29 protein-coding genes and 1 riboswitch are annotated in these 24,260 nt (G+C 65.1%); of the genes, 15 read left to right on the top strand and 14 right to left on the bottom strand.

Annotation, left to right across the window (positions count from 1 at the left end):
- The first annotated feature begins 108 nt into the window (after window positions 1–108).
- Together IAE36_RS11040 and IAE36_RS11035 are read left to right on the top strand one after the other, a co-directional pair.
- Window positions 109–993: a sugar nucleotide-binding protein gene (locus IAE36_RS11040; RefSeq protein ID WP_080667833.1), complete on the top strand. Its 885-nt coding sequence runs from the start codon at window positions 109–111 to the stop codon at window positions 991–993.
- Window positions 986–1,930, top strand: coding sequence for an NAD-dependent epimerase/dehydratase family protein (locus IAE36_RS11035; RefSeq protein ID WP_201212402.1), 945 nt, complete (start codon window positions 986–988; stop codon window positions 1,928–1,930). Before IAE36_RS11040 ends, IAE36_RS11035 begins: the two co-directional genes overlap by 8 nt.
- A gap of 54 nt (window positions 1,931–1,984) precedes the next feature.
- Here IAE36_RS11035 and IAE36_RS11030 read toward each other — a convergent pair whose 3' ends face one another.
- The 5 genes from IAE36_RS11030 to IAE36_RS11010 form a co-directional block, all read right to left on the bottom strand.
- Window positions 1,985–2,668 (bottom strand): OmpW/AlkL family protein, encoded by a 684-nt coding sequence (locus tag IAE36_RS11030; protein WP_028633060.1) that lies wholly within the window; start codon window positions 2,666–2,668, stop codon window positions 1,985–1,987.
- Between the two features lie 109 nt (window positions 2,669–2,777).
- Entirely contained in the window at window positions 2,778–3,290 is a 513-nt protein-coding gene (locus IAE36_RS11025) for a DUF3299 domain-containing protein (RefSeq protein WP_201212421.1), read from the bottom strand.
- 65 nt (window positions 3,291–3,355) lie between these two features.
- Window positions 3,356–4,621 (bottom strand): ABC transporter permease, encoded by a 1,266-nt coding sequence (locus tag IAE36_RS11020; protein WP_201212400.1) that lies wholly within the window; start codon window positions 4,619–4,621, stop codon window positions 3,356–3,358.
- Window positions 4,621–5,331, bottom strand: a complete 711-nt coding sequence (locus IAE36_RS11015; RefSeq protein ID WP_201212398.1) for an ABC transporter ATP-binding protein — start codon at window positions 5,329–5,331, stop codon at window positions 4,621–4,623. The genes IAE36_RS11020 and IAE36_RS11015 overlap by 1 nt, the downstream gene beginning before the upstream one ends.
- The gene (locus tag IAE36_RS11010; protein WP_201162806.1) at window positions 5,332–5,913 is read right to left on the bottom strand and encodes a DUF2796 domain-containing protein; all 582 of its coding nucleotides are present in this window, start codon (window positions 5,911–5,913) and stop codon (window positions 5,332–5,334) included.
- 132 nt (window positions 5,914–6,045) lie between these two features.
- Here IAE36_RS11010 and IAE36_RS11005 point away from each other — a divergent pair, with 132 nt between their 5' ends.
- Complete coding sequence (locus IAE36_RS11005) at window positions 6,046–6,390, top strand: hypothetical protein (RefSeq protein ID WP_201212396.1); 345 nt, start codon at window positions 6,046–6,048, stop codon at window positions 6,388–6,390.
- A 41-nt stretch (window positions 6,391–6,431) separates the two neighbouring features.
- Here IAE36_RS11005 and trxA read toward each other — a convergent pair whose 3' ends face one another.
- From trxA to IAE36_RS10990, 3 genes are read right to left on the bottom strand one after another with little or no spacing between them, the layout of a single operon-like run.
- Window positions 6,432–7,304 (bottom strand): thioredoxin, encoded by an 873-nt coding sequence (gene trxA / locus IAE36_RS11000; RefSeq protein ID WP_201162808.1) that lies wholly within the window; start codon window positions 7,302–7,304, stop codon window positions 6,432–6,434.
- A gap of 31 nt (window positions 7,305–7,335) precedes the next feature.
- Window positions 7,336–7,995: a class I SAM-dependent methyltransferase gene (locus IAE36_RS10995; protein WP_028633053.1), complete on the bottom strand. Its 660-nt coding sequence runs from the start codon at window positions 7,993–7,995 to the stop codon at window positions 7,336–7,338.
- Window positions 7,996–8,448: a YbaY family lipoprotein gene (locus IAE36_RS10990; protein WP_201212394.1), complete on the bottom strand. Its 453-nt coding sequence runs from the start codon at window positions 8,446–8,448 to the stop codon at window positions 7,996–7,998.
- Window positions 8,449–8,554: 106 nt separating this feature from the next.
- On the opposite strand from IAE36_RS10990, the gene nrdR reads away from it, so the two are divergent.
- From nrdR to IAE36_RS10930, 12 genes are all read left to right on the top strand, one after another.
- The gene (nrdR, locus tag IAE36_RS10985; RefSeq protein ID WP_027915127.1) at window positions 8,555–9,019 is read left to right on the top strand and encodes a transcriptional regulator NrdR; all 465 of its coding nucleotides are present in this window, start codon (window positions 8,555–8,557) and stop codon (window positions 9,017–9,019) included.
- Between the two features lie 2 nt (window positions 9,020–9,021).
- A complete protein-coding gene (ribD, locus tag IAE36_RS10980) occupies window positions 9,022–10,152 on the top strand; it encodes a bifunctional diaminohydroxyphosphoribosylaminopyrimidine deaminase/5-amino-6-(5-phosphoribosylamino)uracil reductase RibD (RefSeq protein ID WP_201212392.1) in 1,131 nt (376 codons plus the stop codon).
- Between the two features lie 41 nt (window positions 10,153–10,193).
- Complete coding sequence (locus IAE36_RS10975) at window positions 10,194–10,859, top strand: riboflavin synthase (RefSeq protein WP_201212390.1); 666 nt, start codon at window positions 10,194–10,196, stop codon at window positions 10,857–10,859.
- 17 nt (window positions 10,860–10,876) lie between these two features.
- A complete protein-coding gene (gene ribBA / locus IAE36_RS10970) occupies window positions 10,877–11,968 on the top strand; it encodes a bifunctional 3,4-dihydroxy-2-butanone-4-phosphate synthase/GTP cyclohydrolase II (protein ID WP_201162812.1) in 1,092 nt (363 codons plus the stop codon).
- A gap of 92 nt (window positions 11,969–12,060) precedes the next feature.
- A complete protein-coding gene (ribH, locus tag IAE36_RS10965; protein WP_028633048.1) occupies window positions 12,061–12,537 on the top strand; it encodes a 6,7-dimethyl-8-ribityllumazine synthase in 477 nt (158 codons plus the stop codon).
- On the top strand, window positions 12,534–13,034 hold the full coding sequence (gene nusB, locus IAE36_RS10960) for a transcription antitermination factor NusB (protein WP_201162814.1): 501 nt from the start codon (window positions 12,534–12,536) through the stop codon (window positions 13,032–13,034). The genes ribH and nusB overlap by 4 nt, the downstream gene beginning before the upstream one ends.
- 17 nt (window positions 13,035–13,051) lie before the next feature.
- The gene (gene thiL / locus IAE36_RS10955) at window positions 13,052–14,020 is read left to right on the top strand and encodes a thiamine-phosphate kinase (protein ID WP_201212388.1); all 969 of its coding nucleotides are present in this window, start codon (window positions 13,052–13,054) and stop codon (window positions 14,018–14,020) included.
- On the top strand, window positions 14,017–14,520 hold the full coding sequence (locus IAE36_RS10950; protein WP_028633045.1) for a phosphatidylglycerophosphatase A family protein: 504 nt from the start codon (window positions 14,017–14,019) through the stop codon (window positions 14,518–14,520). The genes thiL and IAE36_RS10950 overlap by 4 nt, the downstream gene beginning before the upstream one ends.
- Before the next feature lie 16 nt (window positions 14,521–14,536).
- Entirely contained in the window at window positions 14,537–15,280 is a 744-nt protein-coding gene (locus tag IAE36_RS10945) for a substrate-binding periplasmic protein (protein ID WP_201212386.1), read from the top strand.
- Between the two features lie 126 nt (window positions 15,281–15,406).
- Entirely contained in the window at window positions 15,407–16,024 is a 618-nt protein-coding gene (ribA, locus tag IAE36_RS10940; protein WP_028633043.1) for a GTP cyclohydrolase II, read from the top strand.
- On the top strand, window positions 16,021–16,440 hold the full coding sequence (locus IAE36_RS10935) for an MFS transporter (protein WP_201212384.1): 420 nt from the start codon (window positions 16,021–16,023) through the stop codon (window positions 16,438–16,440). Before ribA ends, IAE36_RS10935 begins: the two co-directional genes overlap by 4 nt.
- Complete coding sequence (locus tag IAE36_RS10930) at window positions 16,440–17,252, top strand: cobalamin-binding protein (protein ID WP_201212382.1); 813 nt, start codon at window positions 16,440–16,442, stop codon at window positions 17,250–17,252. Before IAE36_RS10935 ends, IAE36_RS10930 begins: the two co-directional genes overlap by 1 nt.
- On the opposite strand, the gene IAE36_RS10925 is transcribed toward IAE36_RS10930, so the two are convergent.
- The 6 genes from IAE36_RS10925 to IAE36_RS10900 all read right to left on the bottom strand — a co-directional run bounded on the left by IAE36_RS10925 (window position 17,230) and on the right by IAE36_RS10900 (window position 24,257).
- Window positions 17,230–19,104, bottom strand: coding sequence for a TonB-dependent receptor domain-containing protein (locus tag IAE36_RS10925; protein ID WP_201212381.1), 1,875 nt, complete (start codon window positions 19,102–19,104; stop codon window positions 17,230–17,232). The genes IAE36_RS10930 and IAE36_RS10925 overlap by 23 nt on opposite strands.
- A gap of 60 nt (window positions 19,105–19,164) precedes the next feature.
- Window positions 19,165–21,060 (bottom strand): 1-deoxy-D-xylulose-5-phosphate synthase, encoded by a 1,896-nt coding sequence (gene dxs, locus IAE36_RS10920; protein WP_201212379.1) that lies wholly within the window; start codon window positions 21,058–21,060, stop codon window positions 19,165–19,167.
- A gap of 91 nt (window positions 21,061–21,151) precedes the next feature.
- A complete protein-coding gene (locus tag IAE36_RS10915) occupies window positions 21,152–22,039 on the bottom strand; it encodes a polyprenyl synthetase family protein (protein WP_028633038.1) in 888 nt (295 codons plus the stop codon).
- Window positions 22,036–22,278, bottom strand: a complete 243-nt coding sequence (locus IAE36_RS10910) for an exodeoxyribonuclease VII small subunit (protein WP_201212378.1) — start codon at window positions 22,276–22,278, stop codon at window positions 22,036–22,038. The genes IAE36_RS10915 and IAE36_RS10910 overlap by 4 nt, the downstream gene beginning before the upstream one ends.
- Window positions 22,279–22,409: 131 nt before the next feature.
- On the bottom strand, window positions 22,410–23,060 hold the full coding sequence (ribB, locus tag IAE36_RS10905) for a 3,4-dihydroxy-2-butanone-4-phosphate synthase (protein WP_201212376.1): 651 nt from the start codon (window positions 23,058–23,060) through the stop codon (window positions 22,410–22,412).
- Window positions 23,061–23,142: 82 nt separating this feature from the next.
- Window positions 23,143–23,284, bottom strand: a riboswitch (FMN riboswitch).
- 55 nt (window positions 23,285–23,339) lie between these two features.
- Window positions 23,340–24,257 (bottom strand): alpha/beta hydrolase, encoded by a 918-nt coding sequence (locus IAE36_RS10900; protein WP_201212374.1) that lies wholly within the window; start codon window positions 24,255–24,257, stop codon window positions 23,340–23,342.
- Between the last annotated feature and the right edge of the window lie 3 nt (window positions 24,258–24,260).

The raw sequence follows: 24,260 nt of genomic DNA, 5'->3' as shown, positions 1-24,260 counted from the left end.
GTAAGTACAGCGGCCTAACGCTTGACAGAGCCTGTGGTTGGACTTCCCCGCCCGGAAACCGCAAAATGGCCGCTTTCCTTTACTAACCTCTCCGGATCTGCTGACTCTATGCGTATGCGCCTGATGCTGTTGGGTGGTGGCAATGCCCTTGGGCAAGCGCTGATTCGTCTTGGGGCCGAGGAGGACATCGCTTTCCTGGCCCCACGCCCCCCCGAGGATGGCTGGGCGCCGGCCAGCCTCACTCAGCTGCTTGACGATCATCGCCCCGACGCGGTGATCAACCTGGCCTATTACTTCGACTGGTTCCAGGCCGAATCGGTCAGCGAACCGCGCCTGGCTCAACAGGAACGTGCCGTGGAGCGGCTGGCCGAATTGTGCCAGCACCACCAGATCACCCTGGTGCAGCCTTCGAGCTACCGGGTTTTTGATGGCTCAAGGGCTACCGCCTATAGCGAAAAGGACGAACCGCTGCCACTGGGCCTGCGTGGCCAGGCACTCTGGCGCATCGAGCAAAGCGTGCGGGCGGCATGCCCCCAGCACGTATTGCTGCGCTTCGGCTGGCTGCTCGATGAAACCCTCGAGGGCTCCCTGGGGCGTTTCCTGACCCGTGCGGAGCAGCCGCACGAGCTGCTGTTGGCTGATGACCGGCGCGGCAACCCAACGCCAGTAGACGATGCGGCCAGGGTCATACTGTCTGTGCTCAAGCAGCTGGACTGCAGTTCACCCCTGTGGGGCACCTATCACTACGCCGGCAACGAGGCGACCACGCCGCTGGCGCTGGGCCAGGCCATCCTTGCCGAGGCGGGTAAACACCGCCAGCTGGCCGTGCAGGCGCCTACCGCCCAGGCCCATGCTGCACGCCCGGATGCCAGCGAGGAACCGCAGAACGCAGTGCTGGCCTGCAAGAAAATCCTTCACACCTTCGGCATCAAGCCGCGGGCCTGGCGTGCCGGCTTGCCGGCCCTACTGGACCGGTTCTACCGTCATGTCTGATTCCCCAATCCTGATCACCGGCGGTGCCGGCTTCATCGGCTCGCACCTGTGCGATGCATTGCTGGATAAAGGCCATGCGGTACGCATTGTCGATGACCTGTCCACGGGCAAGCGCAACAACTTGCAACTGCAGCACCCCCGGCTCGAACTGATCGAGGGTGATATTGCTGATGCCGCACTTGTTCAGCGGGCGGTTGAAGGTTGCCAGGCGGTTGTGCACTTGGCTGCTGTGGCCTCGGTCCAGGCCTCGGTGGACGACCCGGTGCGCACGCACCAAAGCAACTTCATCGGCACCCTCAATGTGTGCGAGGCCATGCGCGTGCACGGTGTGCGCCGCGTGCTGTTCGCCTCCAGTGCTGCGGTATATGGCAACAACGGCGAAGGCCAGGCAATTGCCGAGGATACCCCGAAGGCACCGCTGACCCCCTATGCGGTCGACAAGCTGGCCAGCGAGCAGTACCTGGACTTTTACCGTCGCCAGCACGGCCTGGAGCCGGTGGTGTTCCGTTTCTTCAATATTTTCGGCCCGCGGCAAGACCCGTCCTCGCCCTATTCCGGCGTTATCAGCATTTTCAGCGAACGTGCGTTGCAGGGGTTGCCGATCACGGTGTTCGGCGATGGCGAGCAGACCCGTGACTTCCTCTATGTCGGCGACCTGGTGCGGGTGATGGTGCAGGCGCTTGAGCAAGCGCAGGTAGGGGAGGGCGCAGTGAACATCGGCCTGAACCAGGCGACTTCACTGAACCAGCTGCTGGCGGCGTTGAAGAAGGTGATAGGCAGCCTGCCGGCCATCAACCATGCCGCGCCGCGTGCGGGTGACATTCGCCATTCCCGGGCGGATAACCAGCGCTTGCTGGCACGCTTCGAATTCCCCCAGGCCACTTCACTGACCGAAGGGTTGGCACAGCTGTTGAGCAACCCCACTACATCTCGGTAGAAATAGGGGCTGCAATAAAACGGGGCCGCGATGCGGCCCCGGTAACGGGTTCGATCAGAATTTGTAGCCCAGGCCCACCATGTACACCCATGGGTCCACGTCCACATTGACCTTGGTCTTGCTGTAGCCCAATGCGCTTGGGCCGTTGACGCTCGCCTTGGTGTCGATGTCCACGTACCACACGGCGGCGTTGACCAGCAGGTTGTCGGTGAGCATGTAGTCCATGCCCAGCTGGCCGGCGAAGCCGATGGAGTCTTGCAGTTTCAGGTTGCTGAAGCCCTGTTGTTTACGGTTGCTGCTCAGGTCTTCGTCGAAGAACAGGGTGTAGTTGATACCCACGCCAGCGTAGGGCTGGAACTTCGACGCGGCGTCCATCGGGTAGTACTGCAGCGACAGGGTTGGTGGCAGTTGCTTGATGTCTGCCAGTTTGCCGTCCAGGCCGCCACCCAGGCCTTTAACGCCCACAGTATGCTGGAACGGGGTTGCAGCCAGCAACTCCAGGCCGACGTGGTCAGTGAGCATGTAGGCGAATGCCAGGCCCAGCTGAGTGTCGCTGTCCAGGGTCGCCTTGGTACCCGAAACCTTGTTGCCATCAAACTTCAGGTCGCTGCTGCTTTCATTGGGTGCGGTGGTGATGGCACCGGCACGGATGATGAAATCACCCGGTTGATAGGCGTGGGCGGCAGGGGCGGCGAGTGCCAGGGCCACGAGTGAGGCACCGAGCAAGGACTTGTTCATGGAAGCTCCCAGAGGACGTTAATAATCATGTAGTCCAATGGTACGGATGCAACTAAACAGAAAGTTTGACCCAGCTCAACGAAGCGTCTTCACCCCCTGCAAACAGCGTTTACTTGAGGTCATAGGCGTAAATTTTTTCGGCTTCCATCTGGTAACCGGCATCGGCAAGTTCACTGCTGGTGGCTTTCACCTGCATTCGGCCCTCGATCCAGTAGGGCTGATAAAGGTCCTCCACCCGCACGCCCATCTCGCTGAAGATATGCACGATCTGGTTCGAAGGCGGCGGCGGCACATGGATGCACGCGCCGTAATACGGAACCAGCAGAAACTCGGTGGTGCGGCCTTCCTCGCTCACTTCCAGCGGCACGATGTACCCCGGCAATTTGACCTGCTGCCCGTCCAGGCTCTGCACCACAGGGGCATCCGGCGCTTGTTGGCGGGCAGCGGGGGCAGACTCGGCAGAAAGCGCGTTGCTGAGTTGCGACATGTCGTGCAGCGGGGTGAGCTGCGGTGGGATGACCGGGGCGCCCTCGGGGATCAGGGCAGGCCAGTCGAGCTCCTTGGGCTCGGCGGCCCAAGCTGGCACCGCGGCGAGCATCAGCAGGGCCAGTAACCAGCGCAGTGCCGGCCTTTTCGCGGGCAAGCCCACACTGCTGTCAAGTAGCTGTCTGATCATTGAACACGCACTCAAAGGTGGATCGACAAACCATCGGCCAACGACTGCCGATACGCTCGCCATGCTGGCACGCTACCCATCAGCAACGCCGCGCCAAGAATGATAGCCAGCAACGTCCACTCGTGGGCGCTCGGCAGCGCCAACGGCAGGAACAAGCCGTAGTTGGCCTGCACATACCCTTGCGCCAGCGCTATGCCCGCATACAGCAAGCCCAGCCCGGCGACGATGCCGACACCTGCCAGCGCCAGCGCCTCCAGCACCAGCAGCCCTGCAATATGCCACGGGCTGGCGCCCACCGAACGCAAGATCGCCATCTCCCGCCGCCGCTCATTGAGGCTGGTCAGAATCGCCGTAAGCATGCCGATCAAACCGGTCAGCACCACGAACAGCGACACCACGAACAGGGCCTGCTCAGCGGTGCCCATCAGGCTCCACAGTTCCTGCAGGGCCACCCCAGGCAAGATCGCCAGCAGCGGCTCGCTTCGGTACTCGTTGATTTCCCGTTGCAGGCTGAAGGTGGCGATCTTGCTGTTGAGCCCCAGCATGAAGGCGGTAATGGCGGTTGGCTGCAGGTCCATGCTGCGCGCCTGCTCAGCACTGATGCGCCCCGCCCCCCGGGCTGGCACCCCGTTGTGCCAGTCAATGTGGATGGCTTCCATGCCGCCCAGGCTGATATGCAGGGTGCGGTCTACCGGGGTGCCAGTGCGTTTGAGCACACCGACCACGGTAAACGGCTTGTCGTCGTGTTTCACCAGGCTGATGGCTGCCACCCCGTGGGCCAGCACCAGCTTGTCGCCCAACGTGTAGTGCAGGGCTTCGGCCACTTCTGCCCCAAGCACCACCTCGAACGGGTCCGTGGCAAAGGCGCGGCCCTGGCTCAGTTCCAGGTGCTGACGCCGGCCATACTGGTAACGCTCGAAGTACTCGCCGGTGGTCCCCATCACCCGATAACCGCGGTGCGAGTCGCCCAGCGAGATGGGGATGGCCCATTTCACCCGCGGGTCCTTGGCGTAGTGTTCGTAGCTGTCCCACCGAATGTTGTTGGTGGCGTTGCCGATGCGAAACACGGAATACAGCAGCAGGTTGACCGAGCCGGAACGTGCGCCGACGATCAGGTCGGTGCCGCTGATGGTACTGGCGAAGCTGGCGCGGGCTTCGGTGCGCACGCGTTCCACGGCCAACAGCAGGCAGACCGACAGGGCAATGGCAAACGCGGTGAGAAAGGCGGTAAAGCGCCGGTTGGCCAGGCTGGCCAGAGCAAGGCGAAACAGGTACATCAGACCTCCCGGGGCTTGGCGGCGCGGTTGAGTTCGGCCAAGGAAAGGTGGCGGTCGAACAGGGGCGCCAGGCTCTGGTCGTGGCTCACGAACAGCAGGCTGGCACCCGCCGCGCGGCACTCGGCGAACAGCAGGCTGATGAACGCCTCGCGGGTATCGGCATCCAGGGCCGATGTCGGCTCGTCGGCGATCACCAGTTCGGGCTGGCCGATCAGCGCACGCGCAGCGGCAACCCGCTGCTGCTGGCCAATCGAAAGGCTGTCTGCGCGCCGGGCCTGCAATGCACTGTCATCCAGGCCCAGGTGGGCCAGCAAGGTTTGCGCCGCTTGGGCGACACTGCCGTGGCGCTGCTCGGCCCGCGTCTTGCGGCTGGCCGAGAAGCGGCACGGCAGTTCGACGTTTTCCCGTACCGACAGAAACGGCAGCAGGTTGAACTGCTGGAAGATATAGCCGGTGTGGTCCACCCGGAAGCGATCCCGGGCGCCTTGCCCCAGGCCGGCCAGGTCCTGGCCCAGCAACCGAATGTGGCCCCGCTCGGGCACGGTCACGCCGCCAAGCAACCCCAGCAACGTGGTTTTGCCACTGCCGCTGGGGCCTTTTAGAAACACGGCCTCACCGGCATCCAGCTGGAATGCCGGCACATCCAGCAGCGGCGCCTGGCCAGGCCAGGCGAACACCAGGTCTTGCAGTTCGATCAGCGGCTGGCCCATTCAGAACGTAACCACGGCCTTGGCCGGTGTGGTTTCCAGCCCTTTCTGGCCGTTGGGGCCGATCAGTTGCACGTTGATTTTCTGGGTGGCCGGGAACGCCTTGAACAGCGGTGCCAGGTCTACCTGGGCGAGCTTGCCCGGGTTGCTGCAGGTGAGCTGGTAGTGGGCGCCGATATCACTGTGCTGGTGGCTATGTTCATGGGCGTCACCGTCGTTGTCAGCCTTGGCGGCATCGCCGAACAAGGGGCTTTCCAGCGCTTGCTGGTCTTCCTTGCAGCCGGCGGCGGCAGCAAGGCCGAACAGCGTGAGGGGTTGTTCGAGCTGTTTGCGCACCGCCGCTACCTTGGCCTTGTCGGCATCGGTGCTGGCGGCGTGCTCGAAGCCCACCAGGTTCATCGCCGGGCTGTCCAGTTCCAGCTCCAGGCTGTTGCCATCGAGTACGGCGTTGAGCTTGGCCACCCCGTGTTCATGGGCGCCGAGTGTGCCATGGGCATGGTCGTGATCATGGTCATCGTCATCATGGGCGTGGGCCACGGCCAGTGGCAGCAAGGCGAAGGGCAGGGCGAGCAGCAGACGACGCATGGAATGCTCCAGAACAGGTTATGGATATTGCGGTTATGTTATAACGAATTCTCCGGCGGCTGCCAGCCTGTGTGGCGCAGGTTTCATGTTGCGGTAGCATGCAACGCATCAACCCGCTTCAAGGAATGCACCGTGAGAATACGTGGACAGATTGGCCAATGGCCTGTGGACCTGACAATCGAGCTGGCCCCTGAAGAGTGGGCCCAGCTCGGCCGGCAGGCTGAGCTGCCGGTTGCCTCGCAGCCTGTCCAGCCCCCAGCCGCAGCGGCGCCCCGCCAGGACGACGGCCAGTGGGCTGCGGCACGCGACGTGTTGCGCGTGGCGGGGCAAATGAGCGGGCCGGAGTTGCTCGACCGCCTGGAGGGCCTGGCCGGGAGCACTGCCGCAGGCAAGCGCCTGTTGGTGCGCTTGCGGCACTGCAGCGAGGTGAAGGTGGCAAGTGGCGAGGATGCGCCGGTGTATCACTGGGTAGGCTGAGAGGCCTCGAAGACAGGGGCCGGCTGGCGGCCCCGGAAAGGCTAGAACATGGCCGCCGACAGCTTGCGCCGGTAAACCCCCACCAGCGGGTGATCACTGCCCAGCAGCTCGAACACCTGCAGCAGGGCTTTTTGTGGCAGGCCGTTTTCGTAAGCGCGGTTACGCTGGAACAGCTTCAACAGGCCTTCCAGTGCAGCCTCGTACTGCTGGCGCGCCAGCTGCTGAATACTCAGCTGGTAGGCTGCCTCATCGTCTTCGGCGTTCTGCGCCAGCCGGCTTTTCAGGTCAGCCACTTCCGGCAGGCTCTCGGCCTGGCGCAGGAAGGTCAGTTGCGCCTTGGCACCGGCCAGTGCAGCCTTGTGTTCGTCACTTTTGACCGCATCCAGCACCACCTGGGCTTCACCCAGCTCACCGCGCTCGGCCAGGCAACGGGCGTAGAAGATCAGCGCTTCAGCGTTGCTGTTGTCCTCAGCCAGCAGTGCCTGCAACAGCGCCTCGGCTTCGGCGAAGCGGCTTTCGGCAAACAGCGCCTTGGCTTGTTCCAGCGGCGACGCCGCGGCCGGGGCTGGCATTTGCACGTGGGGTTCAAGCAGGGCGCGGATTGCCGATTCAGGCTGGGCACCGGCGAAACCGTCCACCGGCTGGCCGTCCTTGAACAGCACCACCGTGGGCAGGCTGCGGATACCGAACTGGGCCACGACCTGCTGTTCAACGTCGCAGTTGACCTTGGCCAGCAACAGCTCGCCCTGGTAGCCCTCGGCGATTTTTGCCAGCAGCGGCATCAGCGCCTTGCAGGGCGCGCACCACTCGGCCCAGAAATCCACCAGCACGGGCTTATGGAAGGAGTTCTCGATCACCAGCTGCTGGAAGTTGGCATCGGTGACGTCGAAAATGTAGGGCGTGTCTTGGGTCATCGCGACTCTCACAAACGGGTGTATGGCACCACTATAAGGGGTCGCGGCTGGCGTGGTACAGGCTGACCCGGCGGAATTCGTGCGGTTCGGCCAGGTCTGGCAGAGTCAGGGCGTCCAGTACCCCCAGTTGCCGGTACAGCGGGTGGCTGAAGTCGCGCACCCTGGAGTCTGCCACCAGCGCCTGGCGGCCGCGGCCGAGGAAGGCATCCAGCAGCGGTAGGTTGGCGCGGTCGTACAGCACGTCGGCTACCAGAATGAGGTCGAAGCGGTCGTCTTCGGCAAAAAAATCGCTGCTGTAACCCAGCGTCACGCCATTGAGCGCCGCATTCGCCTGGCATGCCTGCAAGGCCAGCGGGTCGAGGTCGCAGGCCACAACCTCCAAGGCCCCCGCCCGCGCGGCCGCAATACCGGCGATGCCGGAGCCTGCGCCAAAATCCAGCACCCGCTTGCCCGCTACCCATTGCGGGTGCTCTGCCAGAAAGTGCGCCATGGCCAGGCCGCTGGCCCAGCAGAAGCTCCAGTACGGCGGCTCTTCCAGGATGCGCCGGGTTTCATCACTGCTGAAGGCCCGGTCCATGTTCTGCTCGTCGATCAGCCATAGCCGCAGGTCGCAGCCGGGCAGGTCGCTGACGACCAGGCGGGCTTCACCGATCAGCGCGCCAAGCGCCTGCGTCAGGGCCAGCGGCGCCACTCAAGGCGCCTTTTCGAAGCGCAGCGGGCCGGTGGCCTGGGTTTGCGCCTGGGCGATGGCCACCGGCGGCAGGTGCAGGATCAACTGGCCGGAGCGGCTGGCGCGGCCGCGCAGCTCTACACGTGCGCCGGCCGGGAAGGCTTCGGGGTTGAAACGCAAGTGGTAGGGCAGCGCCTGGCCAGTACCGGTCAGGTTGCTGCTGGCCAGCAGCCGTTGCGGGCGGTTGCGCTCGTCGATCACCAGCAGGGCGAGTTCAACCTCGGCCCCGGCCGGCACCTCCAGCAAGGTACCGCTCAACTCGCGCTGGTAGGCGGGCAGCGGGCCCAGCACTTCGGCAGGCTCGGCTTTGGCAACCGGCGCAGGCGCAGGCGCGGTGTCGGTCTTCGGCCTGTCGCTGCCACACGCGGCGAGCAGGGCGGCGCAGCACAGCACAACGAGTGCTCGGTGGTGCATGGAGGAGTCCTTAGCGGGCAGATTTCCCTTGGATGTTAACCCCTTTGGCTTGTCTTGCCAGTGCAATGCGCTACCATGGCCCTCCCTTTTTTTGTTGCCTGCCACCATGCACTGTCCCTTTTGCGGTGCCAACGACACCAAGGTCATCGATTCTCGCCTCGTTGCCGAGGGCGAGCAGGTGCGCCGCCGCCGCGAGTGCGTGGCCTGCGGCGAGCGCTTCACCACCTTCGAAACCGCCGAACTGGTGCTGCCCCGGCTGATCAAGCAGGACGGTACACGCCAGCCCTTCGACGAAGACAAGCTGCGCGCCGGCATGCAGCGGGCCCTGGAAAAGCGCCCGGTGAGCGTCGAGCGCCTGGAAGCTGCGCTGGCGCACATCAAGAGCCGGCTGCGCGCCACCGGTGAGCGTGAAGTGAAATCCCTGGTGGTGGGCGAACTGGTCATGGGCGAGCTGCGCAAACTCGATGAAGTGGCCTACATCCGCTTTGCCTCGGTTTACCGCCGCTTCCAGGACCTGGACGAGTTCCGTGAAGAAATCGACCGCCTGGCCCGCGAGCCAGCCAAAGAGTGAACATGCAAAGCCCCTCTGCCGCCCTTGATGCCCACTACATGGCCCGCGCCCTCGAACTGGCGCGCAAGGGCCTGTACAGCACCCACCCCAACCCCCGCGTGGGTTGCGTCATCGTGCGCGATGGCCAGGTGGTGGGCGAGGGCTGGCACGTGCGCGCCGGCGAGCCCCATGCCGAGGTGCACGCGCTGCGCCAGGCTGGGGAGCAGGCCCGGGGCGCCTGTGCCTACGTGACCCTCGAACCCTGCAGCCACCATGGGCGTACCCCGCCGTGCGCCGAAGCCCTGGTCAAGGCCGGCGTGGCGCGGGTGGTCGCTGCCATGCAGGACCCGAACCCGCAAGTGGCAGGGCGTGGCTTGCAGCGCCTGGCCGACGCCGGCATTGAAGTGGCCAGCGGTGTGCTTGAAGCCGAAGCGCGGGCGCTCAACCCGGGCTTTCTCAAGCGCATGGAGCACGGCATGCCGTTCGTTCGCGCCAAGCTGGCCATGAGCCTGGACGGTCGCACCGCCATGGCCAGCGGCGAGAGCCAGTGGATCACCGGCCCGGCTGCCCGCTCGGCCGTGCAGCGCCTGCGCGCCCGCTCCAGCGCGGTGCTGACCAGCGCGGCCAGCGTGCTGGCCGACAATGCGCGCATGACCGTGCGCGGTGACGAACTGGGCCTGGATGCCGACACCACTCAACTTGCCCTCAGCCGCCGCCCCCTGCGCGTGCTGGTCGATGGCCGCCTGCGCCTGCCGCTGGACGCGCCTTTCTTCCAGGCCGGCCCGGCCCTGGTGGTGACCGCTGTCGCGGATGACCCGCGCTATGCCGCTGCAGGCCATGAACTGCTCAGCCTGCCCGGCGACAATGCCCAGGTCGACCTGCCGGCGCTGCTGCACGCCCTGGCGGCCCGGGGCGTCAACGAAATCCTGCTGGAAGCCGGCGCTGGGCTGGTGGGGGCGTTTGCCCGGCACGGCCTGGTCGATGAGTACCAGCTGTTCGTCGCTGGCACCTTCCTCGGCTCCCTCGCCAGGCCGCTGCTGGAGTGGCCACTGAGCAGGATGAGCGAGGCGCCGCGGCTGAAAATCACCGACATGCGTGCAGTAGGCGATGACTGGCGCGTCACAGCCGTCCCGCTGCCGCCGCCCGGCGTATAATGCCCGGCTTGCCCCGCGCAAAGCGTTTTTGAGGAAGACCCATGTTCACCGGCATCATCGAATCCATCGGCACCATACGCAGCCTCACCCCCAAGGGGGGCGACGTGCGTGTATACGTCGAAACCGGCAAGCTCGACCTGGCAGACGTCAAGCTGGGAGACAGCATTGCCGTCAATGGTGTGTGCCTGACGGCGGTCGAGCTGCCCGGCAACGGCTTCTGGGCCGACGTCAGCGTCGAAACCCTCAAGCGCACGGCCTTCATCGACCTGAAGAGTGGCAGCAAGGTCAACCTTGAAAAAGCCCTCACCCCTACCACCCGCATGGGTGGGCACCTGGTCAGTGGCCACGTCGACGGGGTGGGCGAAATCATCTCGCGCAGCGATAACGCCCGCGCCATCCAGTTCCGTGTGCGCGCACCCAGGGAGCTGGCCAAGTACATCGCCCACAAGGGTTCGATCACCGTCGATGGCACCAGCCTCACGGTCAACGAGGTCGATGGCGCCGAATTCGAGCTGACCATCGTCCCGCACACCCTGTCCGAAACCATCATGGCCGACTACCGCGCAGGGCGTCGGGTAAACCTTGAGGTCGACCTGCTGGCCCGTTACCTGGAGCGTCTGCTGCTGGGCGACAAGGCTGCCGAACCGAGCAAGGGCAGTGGCATAACCGAAAGCTTCCTGGCCGCCAACGGCTTCTTGAAATCCTGATTGAGAAGGGGGTGCCAGTGGCGCTCAACAGCATCGAAGAACTGGTCGAAGACATCCGCCAGGGCAAAATGGTCATCCTCATGGACGACGAAGACCGCGAGAACGAAGGCGACATCATCATGGCAGCCGAATGCTGCCTGCCCGAGCACATCAACTTCATGGCCAAGCACGCCCGCGGCCTGATCTGCATGCCGATGACCCGCGAGCGCTGCGAAACCCTGAAGCTGCCCCTGATGGCCCCGCGCAACGGCTCGGGCTTCGGCACCAAGTTCACGGTGTCCATCGAAGCGGCCGAGGGTGTCACCACCGGTATCTCCGCGGCCGACCGTGCACGCACCGTGCAAGCGGCAGCTGCCAAGGACGCCAAGGCCGAAGACATCGTCAGCCCCGGGCACATCTTCCCGCTGATGGCCCAGCCGGGCGGCACCTTGGCCCGCGCCGGCCACACCGAAGCGGCTTGCGACCTGGCGCGCATGGCCGGTTTCGAGCCCAGCGGCGTGATCTGCGAAGTGATGAACGACGACGGCACCATGTCGCGCCGCGCCGAGCTGGAAGTGTTCGCTGCCGAGCACGGCCTGAAAATCGGTACCATCGCCGACCTGATCCACTACCGCATGATCCATGAGCGCACCGTGCAGCGGGTTTCCGAACAGCCCGTGGAAAGCGAGCTGGGTGAATTCAACTTGGTCACCTACCGCGACGCGGTGGAAGGCGACGTGCACATGGCCCTGACCCTGGGCAGCATCTGCGCCGAAGAGCCGACCCTGGTGCGCGTGCACAACATGGACCCGCTGCGCGACCTGCTGCTGGTCAAGCAGCCGGGCCGCTGGAGCCTGCGCGCTGCCATGGCTGCCGTGGCCGAGGCCGGCAGTGGCGTGGTGTTGCTGCTGGGCCACCCGCTGGACGGCGATGTGCTGCTGGCGCATATCCGCGAAAGCGCGGGCGATGCCCCGGCCAAGGCGCCCACCACCTACAGCACCGTCGGCGCCGGCTCGCAGATCCTGCGGGACCTGGGCGTGCGCAAGATGCGCCTGATGAGTTCGCCGATGAAGTTCAACGCGATATCCGGATTCGACCTGGAAGTTGTAGAATACGTGCCCTCCGAGTGACTTGAGGCGGCATTGACGCCCTGCAGCTCGAGTCCATACCCCTGTCGAGGCCGCCAGCAAGCGGCCTCGCGTTTGAAGATGAGAATATCGGAATGAACCTGAAGACCATCGAAGGTACCTTCATCGCCCCCAAAGGTCGCTATGCTTTGGTGGTTGGCCGCTTCAACAGCTTCGTCGTCGAAAGCCTGGTGAGCGGTGCCGTTGACGCCCTGGTACGCCACGGTGTCAGCGAAAGCGACATCACCATCATCCGTGCCCCGGGTGCTTTCGAGATCCCGCTGGTGGCACAGAAGGTCGCCCAGCAAGGTGCCTATGACGCGATCATCGCCCTGGGTGCAGTGATCCGTGGTGGTACCCCGCACTTCGAATACGTAGCGGGCGAATGCACCAAGGGCCTGGCCCAGGTGTCCATGGAGTTCGGCGTACCGGTGGCATTCGGCGTACTGACCGTCGATTCCATCGAACAGGCCATCGAGCGCTCCGGCACCAAGGCCGGCAACAAGGGTGCCGAAGCCGCCCTGTCCGCTCTGGAAATGGTCAGCCTGCTGGCGCAGTTGGAGGCCAAGTGATTAGCGACGAAAGCGATCGTTTCAACCCGCGCGATCCTAAACCTGCGGATGCCGGCAAGCCGTCGAAGAGCGCCAAGCGTCGTGAAGCGCGCAAGCTTGCGACCCAGGCGCTGTACCAGTGGCACATGGCAAAGCATTCGCTGAACGAGATCGAGGCGCAGTTCCGGGTCGATAACGATTTCACCGATGTCGACGGCGCTTATTTCCGCGAGATCCTGCATGGGGTCCCGGCAAGCAAGGACGAGATCGACAACGCGCTGGTGCCGTGCATGGCCATTGCACTGGATGAACTGGACCCGGTTGAACTGGCCGTGTTGCGCCTGTCCACCTGGGAGCTGATCAAGCGCGTCGACGTACCGTACCGCGTGGTGATCAACGAAGGTGTGGAACTGGCGAAAGTGTTCGGGGCCACCGACGGCCACAAGTTCGTCAACGGCGTGCTGGACAAGCTGGCACCTGTGCTGCGTGAAGCTGAAGTCAAGGCTAACAAGCGCTGACCCCGGCGCTGGCTGCCATGGGTGAGTTCGAGCTGATCAACCACTACTTTGCCTCTGCGGCTTGCGCGCAAGGGGGTGAGGGTGTGGTGCTGGGGATCGGCGACGACTGCGCCCTGCTCAGCCTGCCACCCGGCGAGCAACTGGCCGTGTCCACCGACACGCTGGTGGCCGGCGTGCATTTTCCCGACGCCTGCGACCCTGGCCTGCTTGGCCAGCGCTCGCTGGCCGTGGCAGCCAGTGACCTGGCCGCCATGGGCGCCACCGCCATCGGCTTCACCCTGGCGCTGACACTGCCCGAGGTCGGCCCGGCCTGGCTGGCGGCTTACGCCAATGGCCTCAGCCGCATGGCCCACCGCTGCCGCATGAGCCTGGTGGGCGGCGACACCACCCGTGGCCCGTTGAGCATCACTATCACCGTTTTTGGCCGTGTGCCCGCCGGGCAGGCACTGCGCCGCAGTGGTGCGCGCCCTGGCGACTTGCTGTGTGTCGGCGGCCCGCTGGGCAACGCGGCTGGCGCATTGCCGCTGGTACTGGGCCAGCGCCAGGCGCCTGCCGAGCAGGCCGAGCCGCTGCTCAATCACTACTGGGCCCCCATGCCACAGCTCACCCTGGGGCAATGGCTGCGTGGCTCTGCCACGGCAGCGCTGGACATCTCCGACGGGCTGCTCGCCGATTGCGGGCACATCGCCAAGGCCTCGGGCGTGGCGCTGCAGGTGAACCTGGCCCAGGTGCCAGTGTCTCCTGCTTTGCAGGCATTTCTCGGGCATGACGCTGCGTTGCAGGCGGCGCTCACCGGGGGTGACGACTACGTGCTGGCCTTCACACTGCCGCCCGAGGCACTGGCGCCGCTGGCCAGCCTGGGCTTCATTGATGTGCATGTGATTGGCCACGTACTGGAAGGGCAGGGCGTTACCTTGCTCGACCGTGACGGCCAGGACATCACCCCCGTGCAGCGGGGCTACCAACATTTTAGGGAGACACCGTGACCGACCACCCCAATCAGGTGCCTGCGGAGTTCGTTCCGCCTTCGGTCTGGCGCAACCCGTGGCACTTCATCGCCTTTGGTTTTGGTTCGGGCACTTTGCCCAAGGCCCCGGGTACCTGGGGCTCGCTGGTAGCAATACCGTTCATCCCGCTGTGGCAGATGCTGCCAGACTGGGGTTACTGGTTGCTGCTGGGGGTGAGCATGCTGTTCGGCATCTGGCTGTGCGGCAAAGTGGCCACCGACTTGCGTGTGCACGATCACGAAGGCATTGTCTGGGACGAGATCGTCGGCATGTGGATCACCCTCTGGCTGGTGCCGGACGGGTGGCAATGGTTGCTGGCGGGCTTCCTGATGTTCCGTTTCTTCGACATCCTCAAGCCCTGGCCCATTCGCTGGATCGATCGCCACGTACACGGCGGTGTGGGCATCATGCTGGACGATATCCTGGCTGGCGTGTTCGCCTGGCTGGGCATGCAGGTGCTGGTTTGGGCGGTTGCCTGACACAGGGAGCGTAGGGATGGCGTTGAGGGCTGTGTTGCTGGCAATGCTGCTGAGTATTTGCCCTTGGGTGGTGGCTGGTGAACGCCTGCCCCAGCAAGTGCGCCTGGCCAGCGAAGAATGGCTGGACTACACGAATGCTGATGGCAGCGGGCTCGCCTGGGACCTGATGCGCAAGGTATTCGAGCCGGCTGGCGTCAAGGTGGTGGTGCAGAGCGCCCCCTATAGCCGGGCCATCGGCCTGGTCAAACGCGGCGAGGCCGATGCCTGGGTGGGGTCGTACAAGGAAGAGGGCGAAGACAACCTCTACCCGCGCTGGCACTACGACATGGACCATATCTACGCCTTGGGGCTGGCCAGCAAGCCAGCCCCCACCTTGGCAAACATCGGTGACTATCGCCTGGCATGGGTACGCGGGTACGACTTTGGCAAGTACCTGCCGCGGGTTCGTGACTTCCGTGAAATCCAGCGCCGCGAAGGTATCTTGCCGATGCTTGAGCACGACCGGGTGGACTTCTACATAGACGCGCTTACCGAAGTCGACTATGTGTTGGGGCAAAGTTCGCAGCCCGAGCATTTTCGCCGTACCCACGTGGCCGAACTACCGCTGTACCTGGCCTTTGCCCGTCACGACCAGGGCAGGGCCTTGCGCGACCTGTTCGACAAGCGCATGGACGAACTGGTACGCAGCGGCGAGCTGAAGGCCATTTTCGAGCACTGGAAGCAGCCGTACCCGTTCGGGGCAGGCAGCGCCCCTCAGTGATCGCCTGCGGGCAGCGGTATATCGAATTTTTCGATATCAACCGCCCGTATTCAGCCAGCGCACAGTCGCCGACCTGCTGATACAATCGGCCCACGAGAAATCACCTACTTATGCCAGGAGCACAACGTGCCCGTCGTCTTTGTTGCCGCCTCTAAACTTCCGACCCCCTTTGCGACCTTCACCATGCATGGCTTTCTCGATGAAGCCACGGGCCGTGAGCACGTGGTGCTCAGCCTGGGTGACATCGCGGACGGGCAGCCGGTGTTGGGGCGTCTGCACTCCGAATGCCTGACCGGGGATGCCCTGTTCAGCCAGCGTTGTGACTGTGGGTCGCAGCTTGAAGCTGCCCTGCAGGCCATCGCCCGCGAGGGGCGCGGTGTGCTGCTGTACCTGCGTCAGGAGGGCCGTGGCATCGGCCTGCTGAACAAGATCCGCGCCTATGAACTGCAGGACGGCGGTGCCGATACCGTCGAAGCCAACGAGCGCCTGGGCTTTGCCGCCGACCAGCGCGATTACGGCATCTGCCTGCCGATGCTCGAGCACCTCGGGGTGAAGTCGCTGCGCCTGATGACCAACAACCCGCGCAAGGTCAAAGCCCTCACCGACATGAACATCATGGTTGCAGAGCGCGTGCCGCTGCACACCGGCCACAACCCGCACAACCGCTACTACCTGGCGACCAAGGCCGGCAAGCTGGGCCATATGCTGGGCAATGAACACCAGGGCGAGGTGCCCCAGGCGTGACCCGCGCCCAGGTCAAACGGCGCCTGGCGCTCGCCTGGTGGCAATACCTGGCGGTCGGCCTGGTACCGTTGCCTGTCATGGCCTGGGCCTTCGGCGGGGGCGATGCGCTGATTCCGGTGCTGGCCATGCCGCTGTTCATCGCTGGCGCGGCCACCATGTTCCTCAGCCTGCCGCGCTTCGGTGCTTACAAACTGGCCCTTGTCGCCACTTCCAAGGCATTGGGCACCCGCGCAGAGCCTGCTGCCTGGATCGAGCTGGCACGGGCCCGGCGCATGGCCATGTTGTACGCGTGCTTCCCGGCCTGGGTCGGGGCGCTGTCGGTACTGGTAGGCCTTGAGACGGTACCGCGCCTGCTGCTGGCGTTGTCGACGCTGGTGCTGTTGTACCTCTATCGCATCCCACGCCAGCTCGGCTGATGCGCCTGCTGCTCGGGTTGCTGGCGCTGCTGGCATCCACCACCATGGCGGCGGCGCCGCTGCGGGTCGTCAGCCTGGCGCCCTCCATGACCGAAATCATGCTCGAACTGCACGCTGATGACCTGTTGGTGGGTGTGCTCGACGGTGGCGAGCGGCCTGGCGCGCTGGCGGCGCTGCCCTCGGTTGGGCGCCAGGGCCAGTTGAACATAGAGCGCCTGGTCGGCTTGCAGCCAGACTTGCTGCTGCTGTGGCCGGGCAGTATTGGCCCCGCCCAGCGCGATCAGCTAAAGCGCCTGGGCATTGAAACCTTCAGTGCCGAACCTCGCACTGTCGACCAACTGATCGGGCAGATCGAGGCCATCGGCCAACAGGTGGGGCGTGGCGAGGAGGGCCGCCGGTACGCACAGGCACTGCGTCAACGGCTGCAGCAACTGCGTCAGCAATACCAGCGGCGTGAGCCGTTGCAGGTGTTCTACCAGGTATGGGACCAACCGCTGTATACCCTCGGTGGCCGCCAAGTGGTCAGCGACGCCCTGGCCGTGTGTGGGGCACGCAATGTGTTCGCCGACCTGAGCTTGCCGGCACCGCAGGTCAGCGTTGAGGCGGTGCTGGCGCGCAACCCCCAGGTGATTGTGGCCGGGGACCAGGCCCAGTTGGCCGGCTGGAAGCGCTGGCCGCAGCTGCGTGCGGTAGCCGATCAGCGCCTGCTGGTCGTGCCCGACAAAGGGCTGGAGCGGCCCAGCGGGCAAATGATAGAGGCCACAGCCCGCCTGTGTGCGCTGCTGGCGGCTAAAGCGCCGGCGTCCAGGTAACGCTGAACAGCAGCGTGCGGCCTTCCTCGCGGTAAGACGGGTTGGTACCTTCATAACTGTAGCGTGCGCGGCCGTACCAGCGGCTCAGCAGGTTGTCCACCTTGGCCTCCAGCTTCAGCGCATCCGTGGCCGCCCAGCTGCCGCGTACCCCCAGCAGCCCATAACCGCCGATGCGGTTACGGTTGCCCTCGTCGTCATAACTGCTGCTCACGGCCTGCCAGCTCGCGCCAACGTTGAAACGCCCCAGTTCCCTGTCCACATCCAGGCTCAAGGTACGGCGAGCGCGGCGGGCGAGGGTGTGGCCACTGTCGCGGTCACGTGGGTCGATCAGCGCCAAACCCAGCTGGCTATGCCAGGCGCCCCACTGCTGGGCCAGGGCCATTTCCAGGCCATTGATGCGTGCCGAGGCGACGTTGCGCGGTATCGAGCCCTCACCGAACACGATCGCATCGCGCAGGTCGGTGCGGTACAGCGAGGTTTCCAGCCGGCTGTCGGTCGTCAGCTGGCTGCGCCACTGCAGCTCGTAGCTGCGTGAGTGCTCAGGCTTCAGGCCAGGGTTGCTGTACTGCGGGTAGTACAGGTCGTTGAAGGTTGGGGCGCGGAAGCCCTCGCTGTACGACAGCAGCACATCGTTGCGCTGATCAAGCGGCAGGGTCAGGCTGCCGCTCCAGGTGGTCTGCCCGCCAAACTGCTGGTTGCGGTCGTGGCGGACGCCCAGCTCCGTGGCAAAACCTTCTGCCGCATACCTGTGCTGGATGAACACGGCGCGGTTCCAGCGGCTGTCCTGGGTGAAGTCGGTGCTGGCATGTACCCGGTCTTCGTACCAGTCTGCACCGGCCAGCAGGCTGTTGCGCTCGTCCAGCACCAGGTCATTCTGCCAGGTGAGCTGGTCCCGGTAGGTGTTGAACACGGCGCGTTCGCTGCTGAGCTTGTCGCGCTTGTCGTCGCGGTTTTCGCTGTGGGCCAGCTCCAGCCTGGAATGCCAGGCGTTGCTGAACTCGGCGTCCACATAGCTACCCAGGCTGCTCACGCTGAAGTCGGTGTAGGGTTGCTGGCCGCTGACCTCGAAGGTGTCCATGTCGAAGCGGCCATAGGGGTTGTCGTATTCGCTGCGGCCCCGGCTGTTCAGCAGGTTCAAGCCGGCCTCGAAGCGTTCGCCAAAGGTGTGGCTCAGGCTGAAGTTGAGCGCTTTGTTGCGGTAGGCATCGTGGTCGCTGTCGCTGGCAAACGATGGGCCGGTCGCATCGATACCGGCGGTTTCATCCAGGCTGGCGCCAAGGTTGAAGCGTGTGGCTCCGTCGCCACCAGCCAGGCCGAGGCTGCGCTGGAACGTCTGGTGGCTGCCGGCTGCCAGGCGCAGGCGTGGTTGCAAACCGGCACCGCTGCTGCGCCGGGTGAAGATCTGGATAACCCCGCCAATGGCATCGCTGCCGTAAATCGCCGAACGAGAACCGCGCAGTACCTCGACCCGCTCGATCTGATCCACATTCAGAAACTGCAGGCCGCTGTCACCGGAGGTAGCGTTGGCGATACGCACGCCATCGACCAGCACCAGGCTTTGTGCTGTCTTGGTGCCGCGGAAAAAAATACCAGGCAGGCTGCCACGACCACCGGTGGGTGCCACTTGCACGCCAGGTACGCGGGTGAGCAGGTCGGTGACGCTGGTGGGTTGCAGGCGGTCGATGTCGGTGCGGGTGAACACGGTATTGGCCGCGCTGGTGGCCGTGCGCGATTCCACCTGGCGGCTGGCGCTGATCAGCACATCGGGCAGCTTGAGGGCGTCATCACGCTCAGCCGCCAGTAGTGGCACCGGCAGGCACAGCAGAGTCGCGGTGAGGGTTGGGAGTTTCATTGGCTTTACCCTGGCAACCGCCGGCTTGCCGGCGATCGGGCCGCAAAGCGGCCCAATAAATCAAAGGCCGAGCTTGCCCATGCGGGCTCTCACCGAAGCCTCTATCCCCGCCGCATCAAGCCCGCACTCGGCCAGCATCTGCGCAGGCTTGGCGTGCTCCACATAAAGGTCTGGCAAGCCCAGGTGCAGCAACGGCTTGGTTACACCCTGGCTGGCGAGGAACTCACCCACCGCAGCCCCTGCGCCGCCCATGATGGCGTTTTCTTCGAGGGTCACCAGCAGTTCATGGCTATCGGCCAAATGCAGCACCAACGCTTCATCCAGCGGCTTCACGAAGCGCATGTCGACCACGGTAGCGTTGAGCTGCTCGGCCACCTGCAGCGCTGGCGCCAGTTGCACGCCGAACACCAGCAGGGCCACCTTGCTCCCTTGGCGGCGCACCACGCCCTTGCCGATTTCCAACGGTTCCAGGTCGTCGCTGATCGGCGCGTTCGGGCCGGTACCGCGCGGGTAGCGCACAGCGGCCGGGCCGTTGTACAGGTGGCCGGTGCTGAGCATCTTGCGCAACTCGTTTTCGTCGCTGGGTGTCATCACCAGCATGCCCGGGATACAGCGCAGGTACGACAAATCGTAGCTGCCGGCGTGGGTCGGCCCGTCTTCGCCCACCAGGCCAGCACGGTCGATGGCGAACAGCACGTCCAGGTTCTGCACGGCCACATCATGGATCAACTGGTCGTAGGCACGCTGCAGGAAGGTGGAGTAGATCGCCACCACCGGCTTGCTGCCCTCGCAGGCCATGCCGGCCGCCAGGGTAACCGCGTGCTGTTCGGCGATGGCCACGTCGAAATAGCGCTCGGGGTAGCGTTCGCTGAAGGCCACCAGGTCGGAGCCTTCCTTCATGGCCGGGGTGATACCCACAAGGCGGTTGTCGGCAGCCGCCATGTCGCACAGCCACTGGCCAAACACGGCAGAATACTTGGGGCCGCTGGCCTGCTTGGGCGCAGCGGGTTTGTCCGCTGGCTCAAGCTTGGTAATGGCGTGGTAGCCGATAGGGTCGATTTCAGCCGGGGCGAAACCCTTGCCCTTCTTGGTCACCACATGCAGGAACTGCGGGCCCTTCAGGTCCCGCATGTTGCGCAAGGTGGCGATCATGGTGGGCAGGTCGTGGCCGTCGATGGGGCCGATGTAGTTCCAGCCGAGCTCCTCGAAGAGGGTGCCGGGCACCAGCATGCCTTTGGCATATTCTTCGGTGCGGCGGGCGATTTCCCAGGCACCGGGCAGGCGCGACAGCACTTTCTTGCTGCCCTCGCGCATGCTTGCGTAGGTGCGGCTGGAGAGGATCTTGGCCAGGTAGTTGGACAGCCCGCCGACGTTGCGCGAGATCGACATGTCGTTGTCGTTGAGGATCACCAGCATGTCGGCGTTGACTTCCTGGGCGTGGTTCAACGCTTCGAAGGCCATGCCTGCAGTGAGCGCACCATCGCCGATCACGGCAATCGACTTGCGCCCACTGTTTTGCAGGCGGGCAGCAATGGCCATGCCCAGCGCGGCACTGATGGACGTACTGGAATGGCCGACGCCAAAGGTGTCGTACTCGCTTTCGCTGCGGCGCGGGAAGGCGGCCACGCCGTCCTTCTGGCGCAGGCTGAGCATGCGGTTGCGGCGCCCGGTGAGGATCTTGTGCGGGTACGCCTGGTGGCCCACGTCCCACACCAGCCGGTCGTCCGGGGTATCGAAAACGTAGTGCAGGGCGATGGTCAGCTCGATCACGCCCAGGCCGGCACCGAAGTGCCCACCGGTCTGGCCCACGGTGTACAGCAGCTCCTGGCGCAGCTCGTCGGCCAGGCTCTCCAGGTCGGCTTCGGCCAGGCGGCGCAGGCCGTCAGGCGTGTCAGCGCGGTCGAGCAGCGGCGTGACCGGGCGTTCGCGGGGGATCTCTTGAAACGTCGTGGGCATCAGGCGAGTCGTTATAGGTGTTAAGACGCGGCAGTTTACCCCATTGAAGGAAAAGCTGCCCATTCACACGGGTGTCGCAGGGGCCGCAGGGTCAGTTGCGGCGCTCGACGATATAGCGCGCCAGCTCACGCAGCGGCTGGGCTTTTTCATCGAACCCTTCCAGTGCGACCAGCGCCTGGTCGCGCAGTTCGATCGCATAGGCCTTGGCGGCCTCCAGGCCCAGCAGCGAAGGGTAGGTGGGCTTGTCACGGGCAATGTCTGCGCCCTGGCGTTTGCCCAGGGTGGCGGTATCGCTCTCGACATCCAGAATATCGTCCTGCACCTGGAACGCGAGGCCCACGGCCTGTGCGTACGCCTGCAAGGCATCCAGCTGAGGTTGCTCGGCGCGGCCGCTGGCCAGGCCGCCCAGGCGCACACTGGCTTCGATCAGCGCACCGGTCTTGTGGCGGTGCATGAATTCCAGCGCCCGCTGGTCCAGCCTGATGCCCACTGAACCGAGGTCGATGGCTTGCCCGCCCACCATGCCGGCAGGGCCCGCCGCCTTGGCCAGGGCTTGCACCATGGCCAGGCGAATGCTGTCGGCCTGAGGGCTCAGGCGTGGGTCCAGCAGGGCATTGAATGCCAGGCTCTGCAGGCCGTCACCGGCAAGAATGGCACACGCTTCGTCGAAAGCTTTGTGGGTGGTCGGCTGGCCGCGGCGCAGGTCGTCGTCGTCCATGGCCGGCAGGTCGTCATGCACCAGTGAGTAGGCATGGATCAGCTCGACCGCACAGGCGGCGCCGTTGGCTTGCTCTGCCGGTGCACCCAGCGCCTCGCAGGCGGCGTAGGCCAGCAGCGGGCGCACCCGCTTGCCGCCGTTCATCACGCTGTAGCGCATGGCAGCATAGAGCCGTTGCAGCGGTTCGCTGGGGGCGACGAACAGCGGTTCGAGGGCGCTGTCGACGCGCGCCTGGCAGGTGGCCTGGTAGGCGCCGATCATGCCTCGGGCTCCACATCGAAGGGCTGGACGGCCAGCTCGCCGTCGCGCTCCAGCAGAATCTGCACCTTTTGCTCGGCCTGGGCCAGGGCGCCCTGGCAATCACGAGTCAGGGCGATGCCCTGCTCGAAGGCGGCCAGTGAGTCTTCCAGCGACAACTCGCCGTTCTCCAGGCGCTCGACCAGTGCTTGCAGCTCGGCAAGGGATTGCTCGAAATCGAGGGAAGCTTTTTTACGGGCCATGGCGGCTGTCTCGGTGGCATTCTGAACGCCGCGACACTAGCAGAGCGGGCCGGGGGGAGCAAACTTGAGCGGCGAGGCCCCGCCTGCCCGTGCAGCTTGCAGGCAGGAGAAGCCGGCCAGGGTATGGCGTGTCAGGCGGTTTCGGCTACCCGCTGCAGCTGTGCTTCGCGGTAGCGCGCCAGCTCGTCGATGGTCAGCATCGGCAGCCCGTACTGGCGCGCATACACGGCCACGTCTTCACCCCGTGCCATGCTGCCATCGGGGTTCATCAGCTCGCACAGCACGGCAGCGGGGCGCAAGCCTGCCAGGCGCGCCAGGTCCACCGAGCCTTCGGTATGGCCACGGCGTACCAGCACCCCACCATTGCGTGCGCGCAGCGGGAACACATGCCCTGGGCTGACGATATGGCGCTGCGCGGCGGTGGAGGCCAGTGCAGCGGCAATGGTGGTGATGCGGTCCTGGGCGCTCACGCCAGTGGTGATGCCTTCTGCGGCTTCAATGGTTACCGTGAACCCGGTGCCGTGCCGGGCCTGGTTGTTCTGCACCATGGGCGGCAGCTGCAGGTCATCGACGGTGGTTTCATCCAGGCACAGGCAGACGATGCCGCTGCAATCGCGAATCATCATGGCCATGGTCTGCAACGAAATGTTCTCGGCGGCGGCGATGATGTCCGCTTCGTCCTCGCGGTCGTCATCATCGAGCAACAGCACAGGGCGGCCAGCCTGGAAGGCGGCGATGGCAGCACTGACGTTGGGGAAGTGCAAAGGGTGCAACGTAGACATGAAACGCTCCTCGTGAAGGGTCGATGAACGTCTCGGGGCGAACACAATGCGCGCGCAGGGGCGCCCGTTGATGGCCCCTGCCTGACGCCTTCTTTCATCCGGACTATGACCGTCGGCCCTGGGTTCTCACCAGGTCTGCTGACCCCCGGCATGGCCGGGGCGCTCGCGGGCTCATCTTTCGATTTACCGCCGGTGGGGACTTTCACCCCGCCCTGAAGACCGGCCCAGCATACCGTACCGGCCTACGGCTTTGGCAAGCCTGAATGGCGAGGGCCTGGGCTACCGGGGCAGTGGGCGGTTGCCTTGCTTGCCGCCCATGCCCTGGATCACCCAGCCCAGCGAGGCGGGCAGCATGGGCCCATGCCCGAGCCCCTGGAAGCGCTCGAACTGCACCTGCAGGCCTGCAACGCTGCCAAGGTACTGCAGCAGTTCGCGGCTGCGTTGCTCCGCGTCATCACCCACGGGGCCTTGCGGGCTGCCAGGCTCGTCCGTACCGCGCATCAGCACCAGATGTGGCCGGGCAGTGCCCAGGCGCTGTTGCACACCTTGGGCTTCATCGATGATGGCCCCGTCGTGCCACCACAATGAGGGGCTGGCGGCCGCGTAGAGGCTGAATTCCCCTGGCCGGGTGAACAGCGCGTGGAGCACGGCAAGGCCTCCGTAGGAGTGCCCCCACAGCGTCTGGCGCTGTGTGTCGATGGGCGCAACCTGCGCCACCATCGGCCGCATGCGGGTGCGCAGCAGGTCGAAAAATGCCTCTACGCCGCCGCTGGGTTGCCCGGTGAGCGGGTCTAGCTGGTCAGCCTGCCCGGCCAGCGCCGGGGTGTAGTCGTAGGTGCGGCTTGCCCGGTCGATGCGGTGGTCAGTCTGGTACCCCACCGCCACCAGCAGCGGTGCCTGGCCCTCGGCGAGCGTGGCCAGCTGGGCTTCGTCCAGTGCGCTGAGGGCGGCGTTGCCATCGAGCATCCACAGTACCGGGTAACCGGCTGCCGGTGCAGGGCGGTTCGGCGTGCCGACCCACAAGCGGTAGTGGCGCTTACCGTCGGCCGAGTCCAGGTCGAGCTGGCTGAAGCGGTAAGCCAGCCCGGGGCGGTGCAACAACGTCGTGTCCATCACCTGGTCGTGTTGGGGCTGGGCCGTGGCGCCGCAGGCGACGAAGGCCAGTGCGAGCGTCAGTACCAGGATCAACTTGCTCATCGG

It is taken from the genome of Pseudomonas sp. S36 (assembly GCF_016647875.1).
In the GTDB taxonomy this organism is placed as follows: Bacteria; Pseudomonadota; Gammaproteobacteria; order Pseudomonadales; family Pseudomonadaceae; genus Aquipseudomonas; species Aquipseudomonas parafulva.
Note: the sequence above shows the minus strand (reverse complement) of the source record. Positions and strands in the feature narration are given on the sequence as shown.

What these genes read in the sequence shown, in the direction of transcription:
- IAE36_RS11040 (WP_080667833.1), top strand. Translation starts at nt 109, where the DNA reads ATGCGTATGCGCCTGATGCTGTTGGGTGGTGGCAATGCCCTTGGGCAA.
- IAE36_RS11035 (WP_201212402.1), top strand. Translation starts at nt 986, where the DNA reads ATGTCTGATTCCCCAATCCTGATCACCGGCGGTGCCGGCTTCATCGGC.
- IAE36_RS11030 (WP_028633060.1), bottom strand. Translation starts at nt 2,668, where the DNA reads ATGAACAAGTCCTTGCTCGGTGCCTCACTCGTGGCCCTGGCACTCGCC.
- IAE36_RS11020 (WP_201212400.1), bottom strand. Translation starts at nt 4,621, where the DNA reads ATGTACCTGTTTCGCCTTGCTCTGGCCAGCCTGGCCAACCGGCGCTTT.
- IAE36_RS11015 (WP_201212398.1), bottom strand. Translation starts at nt 5,331, where the DNA reads ATGGGCCAGCCGCTGATCGAACTGCAAGACCTGGTGTTCGCCTGGCCT.
- IAE36_RS11010 (WP_201162806.1), bottom strand. Translation starts at nt 5,913, where the DNA reads ATGCGTCGTCTGCTGCTCGCCCTGCCCTTCGCCTTGCTGCCACTGGCC.
- trxA (WP_201162808.1), bottom strand. Translation starts at nt 7,304, where the DNA reads ATGACCCAAGACACGCCCTACATTTTCGACGTCACCGATGCCAACTTC.
- IAE36_RS10990 (WP_201212394.1), bottom strand. Translation starts at nt 8,448, where the DNA reads ATGCACCACCGAGCACTCGTTGTGCTGTGCTGCGCCGCCCTGCTCGCC.
- nrdR (WP_027915127.1), top strand. Translation starts at nt 8,555, where the DNA reads ATGCACTGTCCCTTTTGCGGTGCCAACGACACCAAGGTCATCGATTCT.
- ribD (WP_201212392.1), top strand. Translation starts at nt 9,022, where the DNA reads ATGCAAAGCCCCTCTGCCGCCCTTGATGCCCACTACATGGCCCGCGCC.
- IAE36_RS10975 (WP_201212390.1), top strand. Translation starts at nt 10,194, where the DNA reads ATGTTCACCGGCATCATCGAATCCATCGGCACCATACGCAGCCTCACC.
- ribH (WP_028633048.1), top strand. Translation starts at nt 12,061, where the DNA reads ATGAACCTGAAGACCATCGAAGGTACCTTCATCGCCCCCAAAGGTCGC.
- thiL (WP_201212388.1), top strand. Translation starts at nt 13,052, where the DNA reads ATGGGTGAGTTCGAGCTGATCAACCACTACTTTGCCTCTGCGGCTTGC.
- IAE36_RS10945 (WP_201212386.1), top strand. Translation starts at nt 14,537, where the DNA reads ATGGCGTTGAGGGCTGTGTTGCTGGCAATGCTGCTGAGTATTTGCCCT.
- IAE36_RS10930 (WP_201212382.1), top strand. Translation starts at nt 16,440, where the DNA reads ATGCGCCTGCTGCTCGGGTTGCTGGCGCTGCTGGCATCCACCACCATG.
- IAE36_RS10925 (WP_201212381.1), bottom strand. Translation starts at nt 19,104, where the DNA reads ATGAAACTCCCAACCCTCACCGCGACTCTGCTGTGCCTGCCGGTGCCA.
- dxs (WP_201212379.1), bottom strand. Translation starts at nt 21,060, where the DNA reads ATGCCCACGACGTTTCAAGAGATCCCCCGCGAACGCCCGGTCACGCCG.
- IAE36_RS10915 (WP_028633038.1), bottom strand. Translation starts at nt 22,039, where the DNA reads ATGATCGGCGCCTACCAGGCCACCTGCCAGGCGCGCGTCGACAGCGCC.
- IAE36_RS10910 (WP_201212378.1), bottom strand. Translation starts at nt 22,278, where the DNA reads ATGGCCCGTAAAAAAGCTTCCCTCGATTTCGAGCAATCCCTTGCCGAG.
- ribB (WP_201212376.1), bottom strand. Translation starts at nt 23,060, where the DNA reads ATGTCTACGTTGCACCCTTTGCACTTCCCCAACGTCAGTGCTGCCATC.
- IAE36_RS10900 (WP_201212374.1), bottom strand. Translation starts at nt 24,257, where the DNA reads ATGAGCAAGTTGATCCTGGTACTGACGCTCGCACTGGCCTTCGTCGCC.